General features: G+C 62.3%; 19 protein-coding genes. 11 read left to right on the forward strand and 8 right to left on the reverse strand.

Features of this window, described 5'->3' with window-relative positions; all coding sequences use genetic code 11:
• Nucleotides 1–62: 62 nt before the first annotated feature.
• The gene (gene amoB, locus FEV16_RS13860; RefSeq protein WP_138168214.1) at nucleotides 63–1,352 is read left to right on the forward strand and encodes a bacterial ammonia monooxygenase, subunit AmoB; all 1,290 of its coding nucleotides are present in this window, start codon (nucleotides 63–65) and stop codon (nucleotides 1,350–1,352) included.
• Between the two features lie 137 nt (nucleotides 1,353–1,489).
• Here amoB and FEV16_RS13865 read toward each other — a convergent pair whose 3' ends face one another.
• Together FEV16_RS13865 and metC are read right to left on the reverse strand one after the other, a co-directional pair.
• Nucleotides 1,490–1,837, reverse strand: coding sequence for a hypothetical protein (locus tag FEV16_RS13865; RefSeq protein WP_138168215.1), 348 nt, complete (start codon nucleotides 1,835–1,837; stop codon nucleotides 1,490–1,492).
• 68 nt (nucleotides 1,838–1,905) lie between these two features.
• A complete protein-coding gene (gene metC / locus FEV16_RS13870; protein WP_138168216.1) occupies nucleotides 1,906–3,090 on the reverse strand; it encodes a cystathionine beta-lyase in 1,185 nt (394 codons plus the stop codon).
• Nucleotides 3,091–3,165: 75 nt separating this feature from the next.
• Between metC and FEV16_RS13875 the strand changes: the two genes are divergently transcribed.
• A complete protein-coding gene (locus FEV16_RS13875; RefSeq protein ID WP_138168217.1) occupies nucleotides 3,166–4,197 on the forward strand; it encodes an amino acid ABC transporter substrate-binding protein in 1,032 nt (343 codons plus the stop codon).
• On the opposite strand, the gene FEV16_RS13880 is transcribed toward FEV16_RS13875, so the two are convergent.
• Nucleotides 4,190–4,762, reverse strand: a complete 573-nt coding sequence (locus FEV16_RS13880) for a DUF2478 domain-containing protein (RefSeq protein ID WP_138168218.1) — start codon at nucleotides 4,760–4,762, stop codon at nucleotides 4,190–4,192. The genes FEV16_RS13875 and FEV16_RS13880 overlap by 8 nt on opposite strands.
• 119 nt (nucleotides 4,763–4,881) lie before the next feature.
• On the opposite strand from FEV16_RS13880, the gene FEV16_RS13885 reads away from it, so the two are divergent.
• Nucleotides 4,882–5,589, forward strand: a complete 708-nt coding sequence (locus FEV16_RS13885; RefSeq protein ID WP_138168219.1) for a VWA domain-containing protein — start codon at nucleotides 4,882–4,884, stop codon at nucleotides 5,587–5,589.
• Nucleotides 5,590–5,599: 10 nt separating this feature from the next.
• Nucleotides 5,600–6,319 (forward strand): DnaJ domain-containing protein, encoded by a 720-nt coding sequence (locus FEV16_RS13890; RefSeq protein WP_138168220.1) that lies wholly within the window; start codon nucleotides 5,600–5,602, stop codon nucleotides 6,317–6,319.
• Between the two features lie 54 nt (nucleotides 6,320–6,373).
• Here FEV16_RS13890 and FEV16_RS13895 read toward each other — a convergent pair whose 3' ends face one another.
• A complete protein-coding gene (locus FEV16_RS13895; RefSeq protein ID WP_138168221.1) occupies nucleotides 6,374–8,080 on the reverse strand; it encodes a serine hydrolase in 1,707 nt (568 codons plus the stop codon).
• Nucleotides 8,081–8,321: 241 nt separating this feature from the next.
• Between FEV16_RS13895 and FEV16_RS13900 the strand changes: the two genes are divergently transcribed.
• The 5 genes from FEV16_RS13900 (at nucleotide 8,322) to lipA (ending at nucleotide 14,292) form a co-directional block, all read left to right on the forward strand.
• Nucleotides 8,322–8,660: a phasin family protein gene (locus tag FEV16_RS13900; RefSeq protein WP_138168222.1), complete on the forward strand. Its 339-nt coding sequence runs from the start codon at nucleotides 8,322–8,324 to the stop codon at nucleotides 8,658–8,660.
• A 156-nt stretch (nucleotides 8,661–8,816) separates the two neighbouring features.
• Nucleotides 8,817–9,140: a hypothetical protein gene (locus FEV16_RS13905; protein WP_138168223.1), complete on the forward strand. Its 324-nt coding sequence runs from the start codon at nucleotides 8,817–8,819 to the stop codon at nucleotides 9,138–9,140.
• Nucleotides 9,141–9,290: 150 nt separating this feature from the next.
• Nucleotides 9,291–12,752 carry a DNA polymerase III subunit alpha gene (gene dnaE, locus FEV16_RS13910; RefSeq protein ID WP_138168224.1) on the forward strand — a complete coding sequence of 1,154 codons (3,462 nt, stop codon included), beginning with the start codon at nucleotides 9,291–9,293 and terminating at the stop codon, nucleotides 12,750–12,752.
• A gap of 190 nt (nucleotides 12,753–12,942) precedes the next feature.
• Nucleotides 12,943–13,260: a hypothetical protein gene (locus FEV16_RS13915; RefSeq protein ID WP_138168225.1), complete on the forward strand. Its 318-nt coding sequence runs from the start codon at nucleotides 12,943–12,945 to the stop codon at nucleotides 13,258–13,260.
• Nucleotides 13,261–13,296: 36 nt separating this feature from the next.
• Nucleotides 13,297–14,292 (forward strand): lipoyl synthase, encoded by a 996-nt coding sequence (lipA, locus tag FEV16_RS13920; protein WP_138168226.1) that lies wholly within the window; start codon nucleotides 13,297–13,299, stop codon nucleotides 14,290–14,292.
• 138 nt (nucleotides 14,293–14,430) lie between these two features.
• On the opposite strand, the gene FEV16_RS13925 is transcribed toward lipA, so the two are convergent.
• Nucleotides 14,431–14,925, reverse strand: a complete 495-nt coding sequence (locus tag FEV16_RS13925; RefSeq protein WP_138168227.1) for a hypothetical protein — start codon at nucleotides 14,923–14,925, stop codon at nucleotides 14,431–14,433.
• A 137-nt stretch (nucleotides 14,926–15,062) separates the two neighbouring features.
• Between FEV16_RS13925 and FEV16_RS13930 the strand changes: the two genes are divergently transcribed.
• Nucleotides 15,063–15,533 (forward strand): SRPBCC family protein, encoded by a 471-nt coding sequence (locus FEV16_RS13930; RefSeq protein WP_138168228.1) that lies wholly within the window; start codon nucleotides 15,063–15,065, stop codon nucleotides 15,531–15,533.
• On the opposite strand, the gene FEV16_RS13935 is transcribed toward FEV16_RS13930, so the two are convergent.
• Together FEV16_RS13935 and arfB are read right to left on the reverse strand one after the other, a co-directional pair.
• Entirely contained in the window at nucleotides 15,518–16,027 is a 510-nt protein-coding gene (locus FEV16_RS13935; protein ID WP_138168229.1) for a CinA family protein, read from the reverse strand. The two genes, FEV16_RS13930 and FEV16_RS13935, sit on opposite strands and share 16 nt — an antisense overlap.
• 30 nt (nucleotides 16,028–16,057) lie before the next feature.
• Nucleotides 16,058–16,483 (reverse strand): alternative ribosome rescue aminoacyl-tRNA hydrolase ArfB, encoded by a 426-nt coding sequence (gene arfB / locus FEV16_RS13940; RefSeq protein ID WP_138168230.1) that lies wholly within the window; start codon nucleotides 16,481–16,483, stop codon nucleotides 16,058–16,060.
• Between the two features lie 207 nt (nucleotides 16,484–16,690).
• Between arfB and FEV16_RS13945 the strand changes: the two genes are divergently transcribed.
• Nucleotides 16,691–17,344, forward strand: coding sequence for a glutathione S-transferase family protein (locus FEV16_RS13945; protein WP_138168231.1), 654 nt, complete (start codon nucleotides 16,691–16,693; stop codon nucleotides 17,342–17,344).
• Nucleotides 17,345–17,417: 73 nt separating this feature from the next.
• On the opposite strand, the gene FEV16_RS13950 is transcribed toward FEV16_RS13945, so the two are convergent.
• Nucleotides 17,418–18,629 carry a bifunctional 2-C-methyl-D-erythritol 4-phosphate cytidylyltransferase/2-C-methyl-D-erythritol 2,4-cyclodiphosphate synthase gene (locus FEV16_RS13950; protein ID WP_138168232.1) on the reverse strand — a complete coding sequence of 404 codons (1,212 nt, stop codon included), beginning with the start codon at nucleotides 18,627–18,629 and terminating at the stop codon, nucleotides 17,418–17,420.
• Between the last annotated feature and the right edge of the window lie 71 nt (nucleotides 18,630–18,700).

The following is an 18,700-nucleotide window of genomic DNA, read 5'->3' on the forward strand; positions in this document are numbered from 1 at the left end:
AAATCAGACCGGAGCCGGTCCCGGCTCCGGCGGCGAAAGAGAATTCAAGGGAGTAGCTCCAAATGAAAAGCTTGAATATCCAATCGTTGGCCAGATGCGTGACGGCGCGAGCCGTTCGCCTTTGGATCTTCGGATTAGCGGTCGCTGGCGCGATAACCACCTTGCCGGCGGCGACGCCCGCCGCTGCGCATGGCGAACGTTCGCAGCAAGCGTTCCTGCGCATGCGCACGCTCAACTGGTACGACGTCAAATGGTCGAAGACTGAACTCAACGTCAACGACGAGATGGAGCTCACTGGCAAGGTGCATGTGTTCTCCGGTTGGCCGCAGGCTGTCGCCAAACCCGGCGAGTCCTTTCTCAACGTCGGCGAACCCGGCCCGGTTCTGATCCGCAAGAGCGCCTACGTCGGCGAAGTGCCGGTGCCGCGCACCTTTTCCATGGATGTGGGCAAGGACTACGAATATAAGATCGTCCTGAAAGCGCGTCGCCAAGGCCGTTATCACGTCCATGTCCAGATCAACGTCAAGGACGGCGGTCCCATCGTTGGTCCAGGCCAATGGATCACGATCAAGGGCGACATGAAGGATTTCACTAATCCGGTGACGCTCCTTGAAGGCTCGACGATCGATCTCGAGACCTATGGGATCACTTGGACCTACATCTATCACTTCTTCTGGATGGCCGCCGCCACCGCTTGGATTCTCTATTGGTTCATGACCAAGGGAATCATTGTTCGGTATTGGCAGGTCAAGGCAGGCAAAGGCGCAGAGCTCATCGGACAAGACGAGAAGCGGATCGGCGCGATTACCCTTGCCGCCGTTCTGTTGGCTGTGGTCGTCTTCTATGCTGCGGCCAACAAGGAGTTCCCGCGCACGCTGCCGATGCAGGCCGGCTTGCTGACCGGCATCTCTCCAATCGACGAACCGCGGTCGACCGTCGCCGTTCAGTTCAAAGGAGGCTCTTACACGGTGCCTGGCCGCGAACTGCGTATCAGGGTGAAGGTCGCCAATAATGGCAAGGAGCCGGTCAGGCTTGGCGAATTCACTTCCGCCGGTCTGCGCTTCCTCAATCCGGAAATCTTCACGACAAGGCCCGACTTCCCGGATTATCTCCTTGCTGACCGCGGACTTTCCGTGAGCGATCCCAATCCGATTGCGCCGGGCGAGACTCGCGATTTGGAAGTGATCGTGCAAGACGCCCGCTTTGACATCGAACGCCTGTCGGATCTCGCTTATGACACTGATAGCCAGTTCGGCGGACTGCTGTTCTTCTTCAGCCCGTCGGGCGAGCGTCAAAAGGCTGAAGTCGGCGGCCCGGTGATTCCGAGGTTCCAGGCGGGAGCCGCACTCTGATCTTGCAAGCGTCGTTGCGCGCTCTTTGCGAGCGCGTATGAAACCTTGCCCGCCCAAGCTGCTTGGGCGGGCTTTTTGTCGTGAGAGCGGCGCTTCTTCGCCGCCGCTCGAAATCAGCTTCTTTGAAAATAATTACGCTAGTGCGATTTGGCCGCTGGAGGTTCCGCGCGCATCCAACCTTTCGGCAGCTTCATGCGCGCAGCCTTGCAAAGGTCCGCAGGCTCGGAGGTTTTCGCGGCCCTATCCCTTTTGCCCTTAGCCGCCGGCGCGGGGGCGGCCTTATCTCCAAGCGTATAGACCGTTTTGTCCTTGCAGACGTCGGGGCACTTGCCTGTCAGGTCCGACTTGTTTTGGCCGCAGCCCTTGCAGGCGCATGTGGCGTTCGGAAAGTCCTGGCCGCTGGCCGCCAGCGCTGGCTCCACGCCCCCCAGCCATAAGCCGCAGACAACCGCATAAGCGGCAAACTTAAAAACGGCGACCTTCATGCTTCTAATCCTCAAAAACTTCGCGAGACAGGAACCCAGCGTTGAAATGCACCGCGAGCGAGCCGCCTTCAAGAGGCGTTTAGCCGAGCTAACCCCGCCTCGAGATCCGCTTTCAGATCAGCGACGTCTTCGAGTCCGATCGAGAAGCGCAGCGCCGGTCCTTCCGGCGCCCATCGGGTCGCTGTCCTGTATGAAGAGCAATCGAAAGGAAGGACAAGGCTTTCATAACCGCCCCATGAAAAGCCGATTCCAAACAATTCCAATCCGTCAACAAGAGCGGCGACCGCCTTCTTTGATGCTGGCTTAAGGACGACCGAAAAAACGCCAGCGGCGCCGCTAAAGTCCCGTTTCCATAACATATGTCCAGGATGCGTCGGAAGGGCGGGGTGCAGCACGCGCGAAACTTCGGGCCTTGCTTCGAGCCACTGCGCGATGTCGAGCGCGGCGCGCTCCTGTTCGCGCAGGCGCAAGGCCATCGTGCGCAGGCCGCGCAACGCGAGCGAGGCGTCGTCTGGACTGGAGCCCATGCTGAAAGCGTTGAAGGTCGCGCGCAGGCGCTTCGCCCATTTTGAATTGGCGGAAACAAGACCCATGAGGACGTCCGCGTGACCCGAAAGATATTTCGTGCCGGCTTCGATCGCGAGGTCGCAGCCGCGCTCATGCGGCGGGAAGAAAAGAGGCGTCGCCCAGGTGTTGTCCGCGATCACGCAGGCGCCGTGGGCGTGGGCGACGGCGGCGATCGCGGGAATGTCCTGGACTTCCATGCTTTGCGAGCCTGGCGACTCAACGAGGACCGCGGTCGTCTCCGGCCTCACCATCGCCGCGATGTCGCCGCCGATCAGGGGATCGTAATACTCGACCTTCACGCCGAAACGCGTAAGAAGGCTGTCGCAGAATATCCGCGTCGGCTGATAGGCGGAATCGACAATGAGCGCATGCGCGCCGGCGTGCGTCGCGGTCAGAAGCGCCAACCCGATGGCGGCAAGCCCGGAGGGCGTCAGCACAGTATCGGCGGCGCCGGCGATCTCGCTCCAGGCCTGTTCGAGCGCGCGCGTGGTTGGCGTCCCCTTGGTGCCGTAGGTGTATGGTTGGCGCAGCGCCTCGAGAGCGGCGACCGTCGGAAACAGCACTGTCGAACCGCGATAAACGGGCGGATTGACGAAGCCGAAATGATCGAAGGGCGCGCGGCCGGCTTGCGTCACAAGAGTGGCGGGCCTTAATTTGCTCTTTGTTTTTCGCTTTTCTTCGGACATGCAGCCTCTGACAAGTCGCCTTTGCGCGCACGCCGCGCGACCGTAGTATATCCGCCGCCGGATGCCGAGCCCGCTATGATGCGCCGCCAAATTCTCGCCCTCGTTGCGATTTTCGCTGGCGGGTTCATCGCTTTCGACGCACACGCGCAAACGGATGTCGGACCAATGCTCGGTCAGGTCATAAAGCGCGGCTATGTGACCTGTGGCGTGACCGATGCGCCGGGCTTCGCGCAACGCGACGGGGCAGGAGAATGGCGGGGCTTTGACGTCGATTTCTGCCGCGCCGTCGCGAGCGCCGTTCTCGACGATCCCGCAAAGGCGCGCTTCATCGAGCTCTCCCCGAAAGAACGGGCGGCCGCATTGCAGGCGGGGACCGTCGACCTGCTCGCCAGCGCCTCGCCGTGGACCAAGGCCCGCGACACAGGCCAGAAGCTCATCTACGCGGGCGTTTTGCTACATGATGGTCAGGGGTTTTTGGTGCGTCGCCAGCGCAGCTTCGCGTCGGTCCAAGACCTCGACGGCGCATCGATCTGCATTGAGCAGGGAACGCCCTATGAACTTGAGGTCGCCGATTTTTTCCGGGCCCACAAGGCGAAATATGACCCCAAACTGTTTCCAAGCCTGGAGGAAGCGGCAAAGGCCTATGACGCGGGCAAATGCGACGCGCTGACGGCCGACGTTTCGACGCTGTACGGCGTTCGAACAGCGCTGACAGCGCCCGCGGACCACGCCGTGCTGCCCGACCTCCTCTCCAAGGCGCCGCGCGGTCCGCTCGTGCGGCAAGGCGACGATCAATGGCTTAACATCGTCCGCTGGACGCTTTTTGCGATGATCGACGCCGAGGAGTTGGAAGTATCGAAGGCGAACGCCGACGCCGCCTTAACCTCCGAGAATCCGCAAATCCGTCGACTGCTCGGCGTCGACGGCGCACATAGCGACGATCTCGGTCTCTCTCAGGACTGGGCCTATCGCATCATCAAGCACGTCGGCAATTACGCCGACGTTTTCGAACGCAATCTCGGGCAGGGGGCGCCCTTCGCCATGGAGCGACGGCTGAACGCATTGTGGACCAAAGGCGGACTGATGTATGCGCCGCCAGTTAGATAGTCCGCTGGACTTTCTCCCACCATTCCGCCAGCGCCTGACGTTCTGGCGCGACATCTTCCGCCAGCGGCCCGGCGAAGGCGCGCCACTCCTCCCGATAGTGGGGGGACACTGCCGCGATCACCGGAACGCGCGCCGTCATTGCCGCTCGAAACGCGTCGCAGAGCCCGCCGCGGCCAGCCTCCTGTTTGGAGAACTTGCTGATGATGATCAATTGCGCGCCGCCCCGCGCCGAACGCTCGATCGCCGCGCAGGCGAGCGCCAACTCGCTCGTGTCGAGATTGCAGGCGACCGAACCGGGACCAAGGTCTTGGGAGATCGGATAGTAGGCGCCGGTCGCGACGTCGCGCAGCATGATTCCCGATCGGCCCGAAGAATCTGCGCCGCGAGTCTGAGTTACGCCGCCGACCCGAACGCCGCTTTTCATCAGTTCTTCAGCGAAGGCCTGCATCAGCGACTGGACGCGCGCGCTGTCCTCGGCCGGAAGCGCCGCAATGCGCGTCCATCCGGACGTAGCCGTCAGCGGGGCGCCGCTCAAAACTTCAGATTCTTCGTCTGGAATGGTCATCGAATCCTCGCCGGGCGCTCAGAAAAAGCCTATGTTTTAGCTGGCGCGGTGAGCCTCTTGTTTATCAGAGCGCGCGGCCGATTTTAAATAGAGCGTCTAAGAAATCGACGTGAACCGCAGTGGGCGATCATTCACCTAAACCGCCAGCCGCTCAGAGCTCCGCGCCGTCGGGCTCGATCGAAGCCTTCCTGGAGAAGGCGCGACGCGTCACGGAGTCCGCCTCGCGCGGCAGACTGATTTTCGCGCTCGACGCGACAATGAGCAGACAGCCGACCTGGAACATGGCGCAATCGATTCAGGGCGAGATGTTTCGCACGACCGCCGCGCAGGGCGGACTTGACGTTCAACTCGTCTATTTCCGCGGTTTCGGAGAATGCCGCGCGTCTCGCTTTGTCTCCGGAGGGGAGGGGCTCGGCGCGCTGATGTCGCGAATCTCCTGCCGGGGAGGCCGAACGCAGATCGAGAAGGTTCTGCGTCATGCTCTCAACGAGTCGCGCGCGGCGCGCGTCGGAGCGCTCGTCTACATTGGCGACGCCATGGAGGAGCGGGTCGACTCTCTTGCGGCTGCGGCTGGGGAGCTAGGGCTCCTCGGCGTCAAGACATTCATGTTTCAGGAAGGCCAGGACGCGACCACGCAGCACGCCTATCGTGAGATCGCGCGCCTGACGGGCGGGGCCTATGCGACGTTCGACGCCACGGCGCCCCGCCGCCTGGCCGAGTTGCTCGCCGCCGCGGCGGCCTATGCCGTCGGCGGCAGACTGGAATTGGAGCGGCGCGCTGGCGAAGGCGAGGACGCGGCGCGCCTGCTTCTGTCTCAGATCGGTTGAGGATAAGAGGATGCCCATTTTGATCGGACTGATCGCCCTGGTCCTGACAATCTTGGCGCTCAATGCCTATACCAAGACATCGCCAGCGCTATTGGCGATCATTCTCAAGCGCGGCGGCGGATTTCTCGCCATGGCGCTCGGCGGGCTGCTTCTCGCGCGCGGGCGCCTCGACCTCGGCATGGCGCTTTTAGGTTTCGGCGTGTGGCTCATTGGGATCGGCGGAAATCCGCTTCGCGGTTTCCGCAATGCCGGCGCCGGTGGCGTATCGCGGGTTCGATCGGCAATGATCGAGATGGAGCTCGACCACTCCACCGGGGCGATCCGTGGCGTCATCCTGGCCGGCCAGCACGAGGGCGCGCCTCTTGATTCATTGACGCGGCCCGCCTTGCTAGAACTCTACAGCGTTTGCCGGCGCGACGATCCTGATGGCGCGAAGCTTCTAGAAGCTTATCTTGACCGCCGATTTTCCGGATGGCGTTCGACAAGCGATGCGCACGCGGACTCTGGGAGTTTCCGCTCGGGCCAGCGCAACGCGCGTCATCCTGGCGCGATTTCGGAAGACGAGGCTTACGAAATTCTCGGTCTCAAGCGTGGCGCCGCGGCGGCGGACATTGCGCGCGCTCACCGCGATCTGATGAAAAAGCTTCATCCAGATCTTGGCGGGACGACGGATCTGGCGGCCCGGGTAAATGAAGCCAAGGACGTCCTGATGCGGCGTCATCAGCACTGAAGCGCGCCGCTCGCCGCCGTAATCATGGTCCCAGGTGGTGGACATGTCGCTTTTTCAGTTCTTTGTCGTGAAGCAGGCGAAGCCGGAGCGCTTGAGCGCCTTGCACGCCGATTGCGCAACATCTTCATCAAGCCCGGCGAAACGCGCCCGGTAGAGCGTCTCGGATCCCTTTTGCACTTTCTCGGTGAACGCCTTGGCGGTGGCGGGAAAGCCTTGAAGTTGGCTGCGCGCGCGAACGAGCAGCTGGTTGGCTTTTTCCTGGTCTTCGGTGGCGCCCACCTGGATCATCCATCCGGGGCGAGCAGGACGCGCGGCTTCGGCCTTAGCGCCGGTCTGTGATTTGGGTTCGTTCCGTATGGCTGAAGGGGTTGTGGATACGACGGTGACGTCGATCTTGCGCGCGCCGCTTGTCGTCGATCCATCTCGCGCGGCGACCGGCGTTGCGCCGCGCCCGTGAGCGCTCGGTGAGACGCCCTTGCGTTCGCTGTCGCTCGCATCGGCGGTGCGCTTCTGACCGCCAGAGACGAAGGCGGGCCGAACAGCGGGTCGCTCGGCGCCCTCCTGCTGTGGGATCGCCGCCGGCGGGCGAGGGCTGGCCTGAGGGCGGGCGAATGGCGTGGGCTCCTCCGCAGCAAGCTCTTCCTGAGGCTCAGCGTAGGCCAGCCGCTCTGTCGCGACCTGCTGAGCGCGCTCGGCGGCGCGCTCGGCGCGCTGCGCCTGTTCGTAAGCGCGCCGTTCTTGCGTCTCGATCGTGCGCGCGTCCTCGGTGATCGCCGCAGCGGTTCTCACAGGAGAGCCGCCATCGATGTTTTCCTCGATCAGCCCCGCCATCACCCGATCTCGGGCATAGGCGGTCCGACCGCCCATCACCACAGCTACGATGTGATGGCCGCGACGGCGTACCGAAGTTAAAAGATTAAAGCCGGATGCGCGGGTGTAGCCGGTCTTGATGCCGTCCATGCCCTCAACCTGGCCGAGCAGATGATTGTGATTTCGGTGCAGCTCGCCGTTGTAGGCGAAGCTCGGCGTCGAGAAATACCGGTAGTAGCGGGGGAAGCGATCCTGAATGGCGCGTCCGAGCACTGCGAGGTCGTAGGCGGTCGTCACCTGATTTGGATCGGGAAGGCCGGAGGCGTTCTCATAGTTCGTGTTCCGCATGCCAAGCGCACGCGCCTTGCGCGTCATCATCTGCGCGAAACTATGTTCGTCGCCAGCAATGTTTTCTGCGACCGCGCAGGCGATGTCGTTAGCGGATTTGGTGACCACCGCCTTGATCGCATTGTCGACGGTGATCGTCTGGCCAGGTCGTAGCCCCAGTTTTGAGGGCGCCTGCGCCGCGGCGTGCTGCGAAATCATGAGCGGCGAATCCAGGCGCAACCGCCCTTTTTCGAGTTGCTCGAACAAAAGGTAAAGCGTCATCACCTTCGTGACCGAGGCGGGATGACGCAGTTCGTGCTCCGAACGGGCAAACAGCGTATGGCCGCTGTTAGCGTCGACCACGATTGCCGAAAAACCTCGATGCTCGCCGATGATGTCGTCGTTGCCCGCATTGGCTCGCGTCCGCGCGGCGGAGTGACGCTCCTCACCATCGCCACGATGGCGGACATAGTCGCGGTAATCTGCGCGGTGATACGGGCCCCAACCATGGCGGCGCGCTTCAGCGGGGATTGTCGTCGCGCCAATTAGGACAGCACTCGTCGCAAAGATGGCCGCGAGGGAGCGGGGCCGCGCGATGCGGTCCAACAAACTCGATCTCAGCATAAACGCCTCTTAAACTTCGCCCGCTCCATGACGCGCCCCGCCGCCCTGAGGCGCAGAGAACGACAATTGGGGTACACTATGGGATTGCAGTTACTTGGGAGTTAAACGGAAACGCTAGCGATGGCTATTTTGCACCGCAACATTTCGATTGACTTTATTTTGTGCATTGCATATAAATCAATCGTCAGCGGGCGCTAGCGCCGCATTGGGCGCTTTGCGCCAAAGTCATGAGGGCGAACCCATGGTAGCTAACTTCGATAACGTTCAGAAGATCGGAAAAGAGCAGTTCGAGGCCGTTTCCGCCGCCGCCGCTGCGGTGACGAAAGGCTGGCAGAGCATTGCCGCCGAGACCACCGACTATTCCAAGAAATCCTTCGAGAAGAGCCGCGTTCTTGCTGAAAAGCTGATTGCGGTCAAGAAGTTGGACGAAGCCTTACAGCTTCAGTCGGACTTCGCGAAGAGCACCTATGAGGACTTCCTCGCCGAAGCGACGAAGATTGGCGAGCTCTATACCTCGATCGCCAAGGAAGTTTTCAAGCCGATCGAGTCGGCGGCAAAAGCCTACAGCCCTGCCGAGTAATAGGCGCTAAGAGCGTTCGTCCGACGCGGCTAGGATTTTGAGCCCGGGGAGGCGGGGCCTCCGCCGGGCTTTCGGCTTAACGCAGTTTCGCCGCTTTTCGCTGAGACTTTTTGTCCAGCGAGCGGGAACGGGCGACTTTATCTCAGGAGCAATCACGTGAGTCATAAAAAGCCGGCTTTTGCCGGCGCGTTGTTTGGCGCTTTTGTTTTGAGCGTTCCCTTGTCTCCGGCGTCTGCGGAGGATTTGCGGGTCGGATGTTCCCTGGTCCGCACCTATGACGGCTCGGAAGTAAGCATGGTGATCGATCAGGTTCGCTCGAGCGTCGGCGAGAGCGAGGCAAACGCGCTCCACGCCAAATATGTCGGGCTGAGAAACGACTGCAGCTCCAATCAAAAAGCCTTTCGCGTGGTCCGTCTTTCTCCCGCGATGCACAGGCTCCTCAACGAATATGGCGTGGACGTTCGCCGCTTCACGTTTTAAGCGGGAGCTTATGCTTGCCCCGGCCTGAACCATCAGGCGGGGCGCTGCTTTATGCGCAATCTGGGGAAGAGGCCGCGCGCGGAGTTTCGCTAAGAGACGCGAAACTGTAAAATTCATTTCGAATCCGCACCCACCCTTAGGCGCCAGAATATGCCAGCCGCTGAAGCCGGCTTCATTCATCTGCATGTCCACACCGCCTATTCGCTGCGTGAGGGCGCGCTTACGCTTGGCAAGCTCATCGACATGGCGGCGCGCGATCAACAGCCGGCGCTCGCCGTAACCGACACCAACAATCTCTTCGCTGCGCTCGAATTTTCGGAGAAGGCCGCGAAGGCGGGAATTCAGCCGATCGCCGGCGTGCAGCTTCGCGTGGATTTCGGCGATGGCAAGGGCGCGGCAGGCGCGGCGAGAGACGATCGCTTCGCCAACATAGTGCTCCTCGCCAAGACCGAAACGGGCTACCGCAATCTCATGCGACTCGGCTCGCGCGCCTTTCTTGAGACGGAGCAGGGCGATGAGCCGCGTGTGACGCTGGACGCGCTCGGCGCTGACGCTGAGGAGCTCATCGCGCTGACGGGGGGAGCGGATGGCGCGTTAGACCGCGCCTTGGCGGAGGGCAGACCGGAACAAGCGCGCGCGCGCCTCGCCGCGCTCGAACGCCTGTATGGCGACCGGCTTTATGTCGAAATTCAGCGCCACAATTTGCCGTCCGAGAGGGAGGTTGAGCCGCAGCTGCTCGATCTCGCCTATCGCCGCGGTCTGCCGCTTGTTGCGACAAATGAGCCCTACTTCGCGCAGCCCGCCGATTTCGAAGCCCATGATGCGCTGCTGTGCATTGCCGAAGGCGCCGTGACGAGCGCCGATCAGCGGCGGCGCGTTTCTCCGGAGCATTATTTCAAAACCCGCGCGCAAATGCGCGCGCTTTTCGCCGATCTCGAAGAGGCGACCGCCAACACGCTGGAGATTGCGCGCCGCATCAGCTTCAGGCCGCAGACCCGCAAGCCGATCATGCCGCGCTTCGTTCAAGAGACGCGAGACGCGCATTCTCTCGACGAGATCGAGGCGCAAGAGCTGCGCTGTCAGGCGACCGAGGGACTGGAGCAGCGCCTCGCCGCCCATGGGCCGGCGGAAGGCCGGACGCGCGAGGAATACGCCGCGCGACTCCACTTCGAACTTTCAGTCATCGAGAAGATGCGCTTTCCAGGTTACTTCCTCATCGTCTCGGACTTCATCAAATTCGCGAAGTCTCAAGGGATTCCGGTGGGGCCAGGGCGAGGCTCGGGCGCAGGCTCGCTTGTCGCCTATGCGCTCACCATCACCGACCTCGATCCCATCCGCTTCGGGCTCTTTTTCGAGCGCTTCCTGAACCCCGAGCGCACCTCCATGCCGGATTTCGACGTGGACTTTTGCCAGTCCCGTCGCGGCGAAGTGATCGACTATGTGAGGCGCCGCTATGGCGCGGAGCGCGTCGCGCAGATCATCACCTTCGGCTCATTTTTGGCGCGCGGCGTCCTGCGCAGCGTCGGCCGCGTGCTCGAAATGCCGCTTGGGCAGGTCGACAAGCTCGCAAAGCTCGTTCCGCAAAATCCAGCGAAGCCCGTCACGCTCGCCGAAGCGCTCGCGAGCGAGCAGAAGTTGCGCGAGGCCGTTGAAGAAGACGAACGCGTCAGCCGTTTGTTCAAAATCGCCGGCTCGCTTGAGGGACTATATTCCAACGCCTCGACCCACGCCGCCGGCGTCGTCATCGGCGATCGGCCCCTGCATGAGGTGACGCCACTTTATCGCGATCCCAGGTCCGATATGCCGGCGACGCAGTTCAACATGAAGTGGGTTGAACCCGCCGGCCTTGTCAAATTCGATTTCCTAGGCCTCAAGACGCTGACGGTCATCTCGACCTGCATTTCGCTGCTCGAAAAACGGGGGATTTCTCTTAATCCCAGCGCCATTCCACTCGACGATGAGCCGACGTTCGAGCTCTTGCGCCGTGGAGAGACAGTCGGCCTCTTCCAAGTGGAAAGCGCGGGCATGAAAAAGGCGCTTGTCGACATGCGCCCGGACCGCTTTGAGGACCTTATCGCGCTTGTCGCGCTCTATCGGCCGGGCCCCATGGCGAATATCCCGACCTATTGCGCGCGAAAGCTCGGCGACGAGCCCATCGAATATGACCATCCAGAACTAGAGCCGATCCTGAAAGAGACGTTCGGCGTCATCACTTATCAGGAGCAGGTACAGCAAATCGCCAAGGATCTCGCCGGCTATAGCTTGGGGCAGGCGGATATTCTGCGTCGGGCCATGGGAAAGAAGATCAAGGCGGAGATGGACGCGCAGCGCGAACGCTTCGTCTCCGGCGCAACGGAGCATGGCATCCCGAAATCCACGGCGGATGCGATTTTCAACGCCTGCGCCAAGTTCGCCGAATATGGATTTAACAAGTCCCACTCGGCGCCTTACGCTCTCATCACCTATCAGACAGCCTATCTGAAGGCCCATTATCCGGCCGAGTTCCTCGCCGCCTCGATGACCTTCGACAAGAGCCAGACCGACAAGCTCTCCGAGTTTCGAGACGAAGCACGGCGAATGGGCATCGCTGTCGAACCGCCATCGATCAATCATTCGGGGGTCGATTTCGACGTTGCGCGCGGCGCCGATGGGAGGCTCGCGATCCGCTATGCGCTTTCCGCGATCAAGGGCGTTGGCGAAGCGCAGGCCGAGTCGCTCGTGCGCTCGCGGGGAGACCGACGCTTTGCGAGTCTTGCCGATGTCGCGAGGCGACTGAATCCCCGTGAAGTGAATAAAAAGACGCTCGAGAGCCTCGCCGCCTGCGGAGCGTTCGACGAGGTCGAACCCAATCGCGCCCGGGCTTTCTCCGCGATCGAGCCGATGCTGGCCGCCGCCAACCGGCACGCCGATGATCGGCAGGTCGGACAAAACGCGCTATTCGGCGAAGCCGAGCCGGCGGATCTCGCGGTTCCAAAAACGCCGCCCTGGCCAGCGGCGGAGACATTGCGGCGCGAGTATGAAGCCGCTGGCTTCTTCCTCTCGGGCCATCCCCTCGACGCTTACGCTGGGCTTTTGCCTAAACTGCGCGTGTCGCGCTGGAGCGAATTCGCGGCCTCGGTCAAGCGCGGCGCGACCGCCGGCCGACTCGCCGCCGTGGTTTTGGATCGGGCCGAGAAGCGCACCAAGTCCGGCTCCAAAATGGGCATCGTGCAGCTTTCGGACGTGAGCGGCCAATATGAGGCGATCCTCTTCCAGGAAGGGCTGACGCAATATCGCGATCTCTTGGAGAAGGGCACGGCGCTGCTCATCACCCTCTCCGCGGCTGTCGAGGGCGAGGATGTTCGCGCGCGCATCGTCACCGTCGAACCCTTGGCCGCCGCAGCGGTGCGCGCACAGAAGGGCCTGCGCGTCGTCGTCGGAGATGAGGGTCCGCTCGACAGGATCAAGACGCGGCTAAGCGGGCGAGGCGAGGGCGAGGTGTCGATCCTCCTGAAGCGCGACGCGGGACAGGAGGAGATTGAGATTCGCTTGCCTGGGGGCTATTCGGTCAATCCGGAAGTCGCGGGGGCGCTGCGCGCCATACCCGGCGTTTTGGAGGTCGAGTATCTTTGATACAAGCTCAACTTAAGCTATAACTTTAAGCTATAACTTATTGTTATTTATTATAATTTCATACTAGATCAGCGTGGGCGCGCTCGTTCTTAACTTTTTCTTGTGGAGCGTTTGGAACAAATAACCGCCAAGTTCGTTGAGCGGCCATCAGCGTAAAGTTGCAACCGTTCCCTACTCGCGGGAGACATCCATGGACGCGACGCTCTCTACTGCGGCCGCCCTCATCGGCGCGCCCAATGCGCAATTCATCGCCCTACTGTTCATCGGCGGCGCGATCGGGTGGTGCGCGACGAAGCTTTCGCATGTGGACGTCCAGTCAGGCGCCTTGCTGCTCGCGGCCGTCACGGGGGCATGGCTTGCCGCCGAGTTCGCGGTTGGCGCCGGCGTCGGGCAACGCTGCGCCGACGCCGTATTGATCGCTGGCGCGATCGGCGCGGCGCTGTTCTGCCTCGCTTGGCGCGCGTTGAGGTATTTCGATGGACCGGGCCACATTGCCGTTCGTCCTTGATGCGCCTAGCTTGGTGGGAGAGGAGTCTCTCTGCCTTTGACCGTGCTCGATATCTTGAACGACGATCCCCGGAATAAGCGGGCGGCGGCGCCTATCCGTCATCCCGAAAAAGCGGGCAGGCCCGATGCGCCCATCCTGCGCAAGCCGCCTTGGATTAGGGTAAAAGCGCCAGGTTCAAAGGCGTGGGCGGAGACAAGCGGGCTCTTAAAGGACGCTGGCCTTGCAACGGTCTGTCAGGAGGCCGCTTGCCCCAACATTGGCGAATGCTGGGAGAAGAAGCACGCGACCTTCATGATCATGGGCGAGATCTGCACGCGCGCATGCGCGTTTTGCAATGTCGCCACTGGGTTGCCGACGCCGCTCGACCCGAGCGAGCCGAGGAGGGTTGCGGAAGCTACGCGCGCTCTCGGCCTCTCGCATGTCGTCGTCACCTCGGTCGATCGCGATGATCTCGATGACGGCGGCGCCAGCCATTTCGCCGAAACCATCGCCGCCATCCGGTCGACCTGTCCGGACACGACGATCGAAGTGCTGACGCCAGACTTCCTGAGGAAGCCTGGAGCGCTGGAGCGGGTGGTCGAAGCGGGGCCCGACGTCTTCAACCATAATCTCGAGACCGTGCCGTCGCTCTATGTCACTGTCCGGCCCGGCGCGCGCTATTTCCACTCGCTGCGGTTGCTTCAGCGCGCCAAGGAGCTGAACCGATCGCTTTTTACTAAGTCCGGCATCATGGTGGGGCTTGGCGAGAGCCGGATCGAAGTGATGCAGGTGATGGACGACATGCGTTCCGCCGACGTCGACTTCATCACGATCGGCCAATATCTCCAGCCGACGCGCAAGCACCACGCCATCGACCGCTTCGTGACGCCCGAGGAGTTCGACTCCTTTAAGACGCTCGCCTACGCCAAGGGCTTTCTCTATGTCGCGTCATCGCCGCTGACCCGTTCCTCGCACCACGCGGGCGACGACTTCGCTAAATTGCGCCAGGCGCGTCAGCAGCGGATCGCCGCAAGCGGGGCAGAAGGGGCGTAGTCCCTCCCCTTGACGGGGAAGGTGGTTCGCGAAGCGAACCGGGTGGGGTGAACCGCGTAGTGAACCGAAGCCACCCCCACCCGCTCGCCCTCGGCGAGCGACCTCCCCGCAAAGGGGGAGGTTAGAGCGCGGGTTCAGTTAAGCCCCAAGCGCCGTCGAAATCTCCGCCAGAGTGGCGCGCTCGGCGTCGCTGACTTTCACGCCGCCGAAGCCTAAGAAGCCGCCTTCGACGCCGGCCTCGGCGACGAGATTGGCGATATGGTTGAGCCAGTTCTTGAAGGCCCTCGACTCATTGGGCGCCTTGGAATCGAGAATCGAGGCGGTGCGACGCAACTCGCCGAGCGCACGGTCCTTGAACTCGTCCACCTTGGCACCGTCCACCACGCCCTTCACGCCGTCACGGGCGGCCATGCGTCCCTCCGGCGTTAAAAGATCATTGACGACCGCCTTTATCAGCGCATCCGCTTTCGGATCTGACTTGGCGGCGGCCAAAGCCTTGGCGCTGGCGAACCCCTCCTGCAACGTCCCGATCAAGCCGCTGGGGTCCCCGGCGCTGACCGCGAAGCCGGCAAGCAGCGGCGATTCCAAAACTTTCTTCCATTCGTCGGCCGAGAAACTCGATTTATCCGCCATAGTGTCCTCCCTGCGATGCAGCGCCTATCAGCAGCCAGCCAGAACTCGCCGACAGAACTGCTCTCGGGCGCGATTGTTCCGGCCGAGTGTAAGGCCGGCTTTTGCCGCCGCCGTCGATGAATTAGAAGCTTCGGCTCATGAAGAGTTTCCGCAACCGTCGCCATGTGCCCCACAGCGCCCAAGAAATGTTCGCGCTGGTCCGTGACGTCGAATCCTATCCGAAGTTTGTGCCGCTCTGCGAGGCTATCCGCATCCGCCGCCGGTCGGAAATCGCGCCGGGGGTCGAGCTGTTGTTCGTCGAGATGCAGGTCGGCTTCAAAGCGATCTGCGAGCGCTATGTGAGCCGCGTCTGTTGCGACTCCAACAAACTGGACATCAGGGTCGAGTGTACCGAAGGACCGTTTCGGAAGCTCGACAATCGCTGGACCTTTCGCGACGAGCCGGGAGCGAGCGAGGCCGCGCCCAAATCAACGGTCGATTTTTTCATCGCCTATGAATTCAAGAGCGCGGCGCTGGGCCTGCTGATGGGTGCGATGTTCGACAGGGCGTTTCACAAATATGCGGACGCCTTCGCCAAACGGGCGGACGAAGTTTACGGCCGCCGCTGAACAGCGTTGACGGCTTCGATCATGATGTCCAGCGCTTGCAAGACGGAGGCGGCGCGGATTTCGGCGCGAGAGAGCAGTCCATAGCGCCGCTCGATAAAAGAGACATCGCCGCCGCGGCGGGCGCAGGCGAAATGAACGAGCCCCACGGGCTTTTCCGTCGAACCGCCGCCGGGCCCAGCGATGCCCGTGACCGCAACCGCGACATCGGCGAGAGATCGATCGATTGCGCCAAGCGCCATCGCACGGGCGACTTCGGCGCTCACGGCGCCATGCGCTGCGATCAGCTCCTTGGGCACGCCCAGCATCTCGCATTTGGCGGCGTTCGAGTAGGTGACGAAGCCGCGGTCGAACACGTCCGAAGCGCCGGCGATTTCCGTGAGCGCCGCGGCGACGAGTCCGCCGGTGCAGGATTCGGCCGTCGCCAGCCGCAGCCCCTTGGCGCGGGCGCTGTCAAGGAGCGTATTAGCTTTTACGTATGCCGTATTATTATCCATTACGTATCTCATAAATCATGATTACGTTGTTCATAAATTGCCTGTCGGTTTGGCGCGCAGCGCCTTTACGTCGCCGCGCTGTTTCTTGCCGGCAAGCCGCCTGAGTTTTGACGCAAGCGTCGGCCGGGTTTTCTTGCGCGGCGGCGGGGGAGGTTCGGCGGCCACGCGGATAAGCGTCACGAGACGATCGAGCGCGTCCGCGCGATTGCGCTCCTGTGTGCGATGGCGGCGCGCATCGATCAGGATCACGCCTTCCTTGGTCAGACGGCTGCCGGCGAGCCGCATGAGGCGCGCTTTCACATCATCCATCAGACTGGGCGAATTACGGGCGTCGAACCGGAGCCGCACGGCCGTTTCGACCTTCTGCACATTCTGGCCGCCTGGCCCCGAAGCGCGCGCAAATTCCTCCACGATCTCCCAATCGTGGAGCGCGATTCGATCGGTCACGCGGATCATGGCTGGCCTCGGCTAAACAAAGCGGATTTATAGCAGGTCGCGCGGCCCGGTCGTCACTGCGCGTCTAGTCGCCAGATTTTCCTTGTCGCTTCCCACCAATGGGCGGAGAAAAGCGGACACTGATCTGGATCGTCTTCAATCCCGTTGGATTTGCCTTGCCAGCTTGTCAGCCGCGCAGCCGATGATTCCCCCTGGAGAAGCTCTACGTTGACCATCACCATTACCGCCTTTGAACGATCGCCCGATGGCGGCAAGGGGCTGGCGCGTGATACGCGCGTTCGCTGGGCGCTTGAAGAAGTGGGCCAACCGTACGAGGTTCGCCTTGTTTCGTTCCTTGCGATGAAGGAACCCGCGCATCTGGCGCTTCATCCTTTCGGCCAGATTCCAACCTATGAAGAAGGCGATCTCGCCCTGTTCGAGACAGGGTCGATCGTTTTCCATATCGCCGAGCGCCATGCGGGCCTGCTGCCGCACGACGCCAATGCGCGGGCGCGCGCGATCACATGGATGTTTTCTGCGCTCAACACGGTTGAGCCGCCGATCCTTGAACTCGCAACGACCAGACTGCTCGAAAGCAACAAGTCCTGGTATCCGGAGCGTCTGCCTCTTGTCGAGGATCGTGTGCGCTGCCGGCTGAATCAGCTTTCCGCGCGCCTGGGTAATGCCGATTGGCTCGATGGCGCCTTTAGCGCGGGCGACCTGATGATGGTGTCCGTGCTACTCAGGCTGAAATCATCGGGCATTCTGAACGAATTTCCGAATCTGGCCGCCTATGTCGCCCGTGGCGAAGCGCGGGCCGCCTATAAGCGGGCTTTCGCCGCGCAATTAGCGGTCAACGCCGGCAGACCGCCTACTGGTTGATTGAGGTCTGTCCCGGACTCGAAGTCGTCATCCGAATTTTGGTGATGGACGCAACGCATTTTTCCTTAGACTCTCACGGCAGGCGCACAGTGGCGATCGCTAGCGCCGCCATGCCTTCCTGTCGGCCGGTGAATCCGAGCCTCTCGGTCGTCGTCGCCTTGATCGCGATGCGGCCGATGTCGACGCCCATCGTCTCCGCCAGTTTCTCGCGAATGCGCTCGCGGTGCGGGCCGATCTTTGGCGCTTCGCAAATGATCGTGGCGTCGACATTGGCGATTGCGCCGCCGCGCGCGCGCACGAGTTCGCAGGCGCGCGCCAGAAAGATCGACGACGCCGCGCCTTTCCACTGCGGATCGGACGGCGGGAAGTGGGCGCCGATGTCGCCCTCGGCGATGGCGCCGAGGACGGCGTCGGTGATCGCATGGGACAGCACGTCGGCGTCGGAATGGCCGGCGAGGCCATGCGTATGCGGGATCGCGACGCCGCCGAGCCAGACCGCGTCGCCGGGTCCGAATGCATGGACATCGTAGCCCTGGCCCATGCGAATATCGGACAGATCGGCGAATACGGGGGGCTTTAAGAGCTCCATGGCGCGGGCGAAGTCCTGTTGCGTCGTGAGTTTGAAATTGGCGGGGTCGCCTTCGAAAATATGCACCTTCACGCCGGCCGCTTCCGCGACCATGGCGTCGTCCGTATAGTCGCGCCCGCCGGCCGCCGCGGCGCGATGCGCTTTCAATATGAGAGCGAAGCGAAATGACTGCGGCGTCTGCACGGCGCAGAGCCTCGCCCGGTCGGGCGTCGCCGCGACGAAGCCGGCGTCGTCGATCTCCTTTATCGTGTCAGCGAGCGGCACGCCGGGCGCGGCGGCCCCATGAATCGAGGCGGCTTCGATCGCGCGCGCGATCAGCGCCGCGTCCGTAAAGGGGCGTGCAGCGTCATGGATCAACACGATGTCAGGGGCGCCCGTCACGGCCAGCGCCTCCAGGCCGTTCCTGACGCTCTCCTGCCGGCTCGCGCCGCCGAAGGCCGGCGGCGAAAGACGCTCACGATCAAGTGGAGGAAGCTCCGCCGCGCTTGCAGCATAATGGTCAAGGTCGTCCTTATGGATGACGACCTTTAAGGCAGCCTCGGGCATGGCCATATGCAGCCCATGCAGCGTGCGGGCGAGCAGCGTCTTTCCGGCGACCGATCGGTATTGTTTTGGCGGGCCGTCGCCTGCCCGTGAGCCGCGTCCGCCGGCGACGACGAGGATAGCGATGGAAGAATGGTCCGGAGCGGCGCCCATGGCCGCTCTCTGTCGGTTTTCGCCAGCCGCGTCAAATGGCGGCGCGGAAGGGAAATGCTATGTTGCAAGTG

This window comes from Methylocystis sp. B8, assembly GCF_005771425.1.
Taxonomy (GTDB): Bacteria; Pseudomonadota; Alphaproteobacteria; order Rhizobiales; family Beijerinckiaceae; genus Methylocystis.

Coding starts and splice junctions, on each gene's coding strand:
- amoB (WP_138168214.1), top strand. CDS start 63: ATGAAAAGCTTGAATATCCAATCGTTGGCCAGATGCGTGACGGCGCGA.
- FEV16_RS13865 (WP_138168215.1), bottom strand. CDS start 1,837: ATGAAGGTCGCCGTTTTTAAGTTTGCCGCTTATGCGGTTGTCTGCGGC.
- metC (WP_138168216.1), bottom strand. CDS start 3,090: ATGTCCGAAGAAAAGCGAAAAACAAAGAGCAAATTAAGGCCCGCCACT.
- FEV16_RS13875 (WP_138168217.1), top strand. CDS start 3,166: ATGATGCGCCGCCAAATTCTCGCCCTCGTTGCGATTTTCGCTGGCGGG.
- FEV16_RS13880 (WP_138168218.1), bottom strand. CDS start 4,762: ATGACCATTCCAGACGAAGAATCTGAAGTTTTGAGCGGCGCCCCGCTG.
- FEV16_RS13890 (WP_138168220.1), top strand. CDS start 5,600: ATGCCCATTTTGATCGGACTGATCGCCCTGGTCCTGACAATCTTGGCG.
- FEV16_RS13895 (WP_138168221.1), bottom strand. CDS start 8,080: ATGCTGAGATCGAGTTTGTTGGACCGCATCGCGCGGCCCCGCTCCCTC.
- FEV16_RS13900 (WP_138168222.1), top strand. CDS start 8,322: ATGGTAGCTAACTTCGATAACGTTCAGAAGATCGGAAAAGAGCAGTTC.
- dnaE (WP_138168224.1), top strand. CDS start 9,291: ATGCCAGCCGCTGAAGCCGGCTTCATTCATCTGCATGTCCACACCGCC.
- FEV16_RS13915 (WP_138168225.1), top strand. CDS start 12,943: ATGGACGCGACGCTCTCTACTGCGGCCGCCCTCATCGGCGCGCCCAAT.
- FEV16_RS13925 (WP_138168227.1), bottom strand. CDS start 14,925: ATGGCGGATAAATCGAGTTTCTCGGCCGACGAATGGAAGAAAGTTTTG.
- FEV16_RS13930 (WP_138168228.1), top strand. CDS start 15,063: ATGAAGAGTTTCCGCAACCGTCGCCATGTGCCCCACAGCGCCCAAGAA.
- FEV16_RS13935 (WP_138168229.1), bottom strand. CDS start 16,027: ATGGATAATAATACGGCATACGTAAAAGCTAATACGCTCCTTGACAGC.
- arfB (WP_138168230.1), bottom strand. CDS start 16,483: ATGATCCGCGTGACCGATCGAATCGCGCTCCACGATTGGGAGATCGTG.
- FEV16_RS13950 (WP_138168232.1), bottom strand. CDS start 18,629: ATGGGCGCCGCTCCGGACCATTCTTCCATCGCTATCCTCGTCGTCGCC.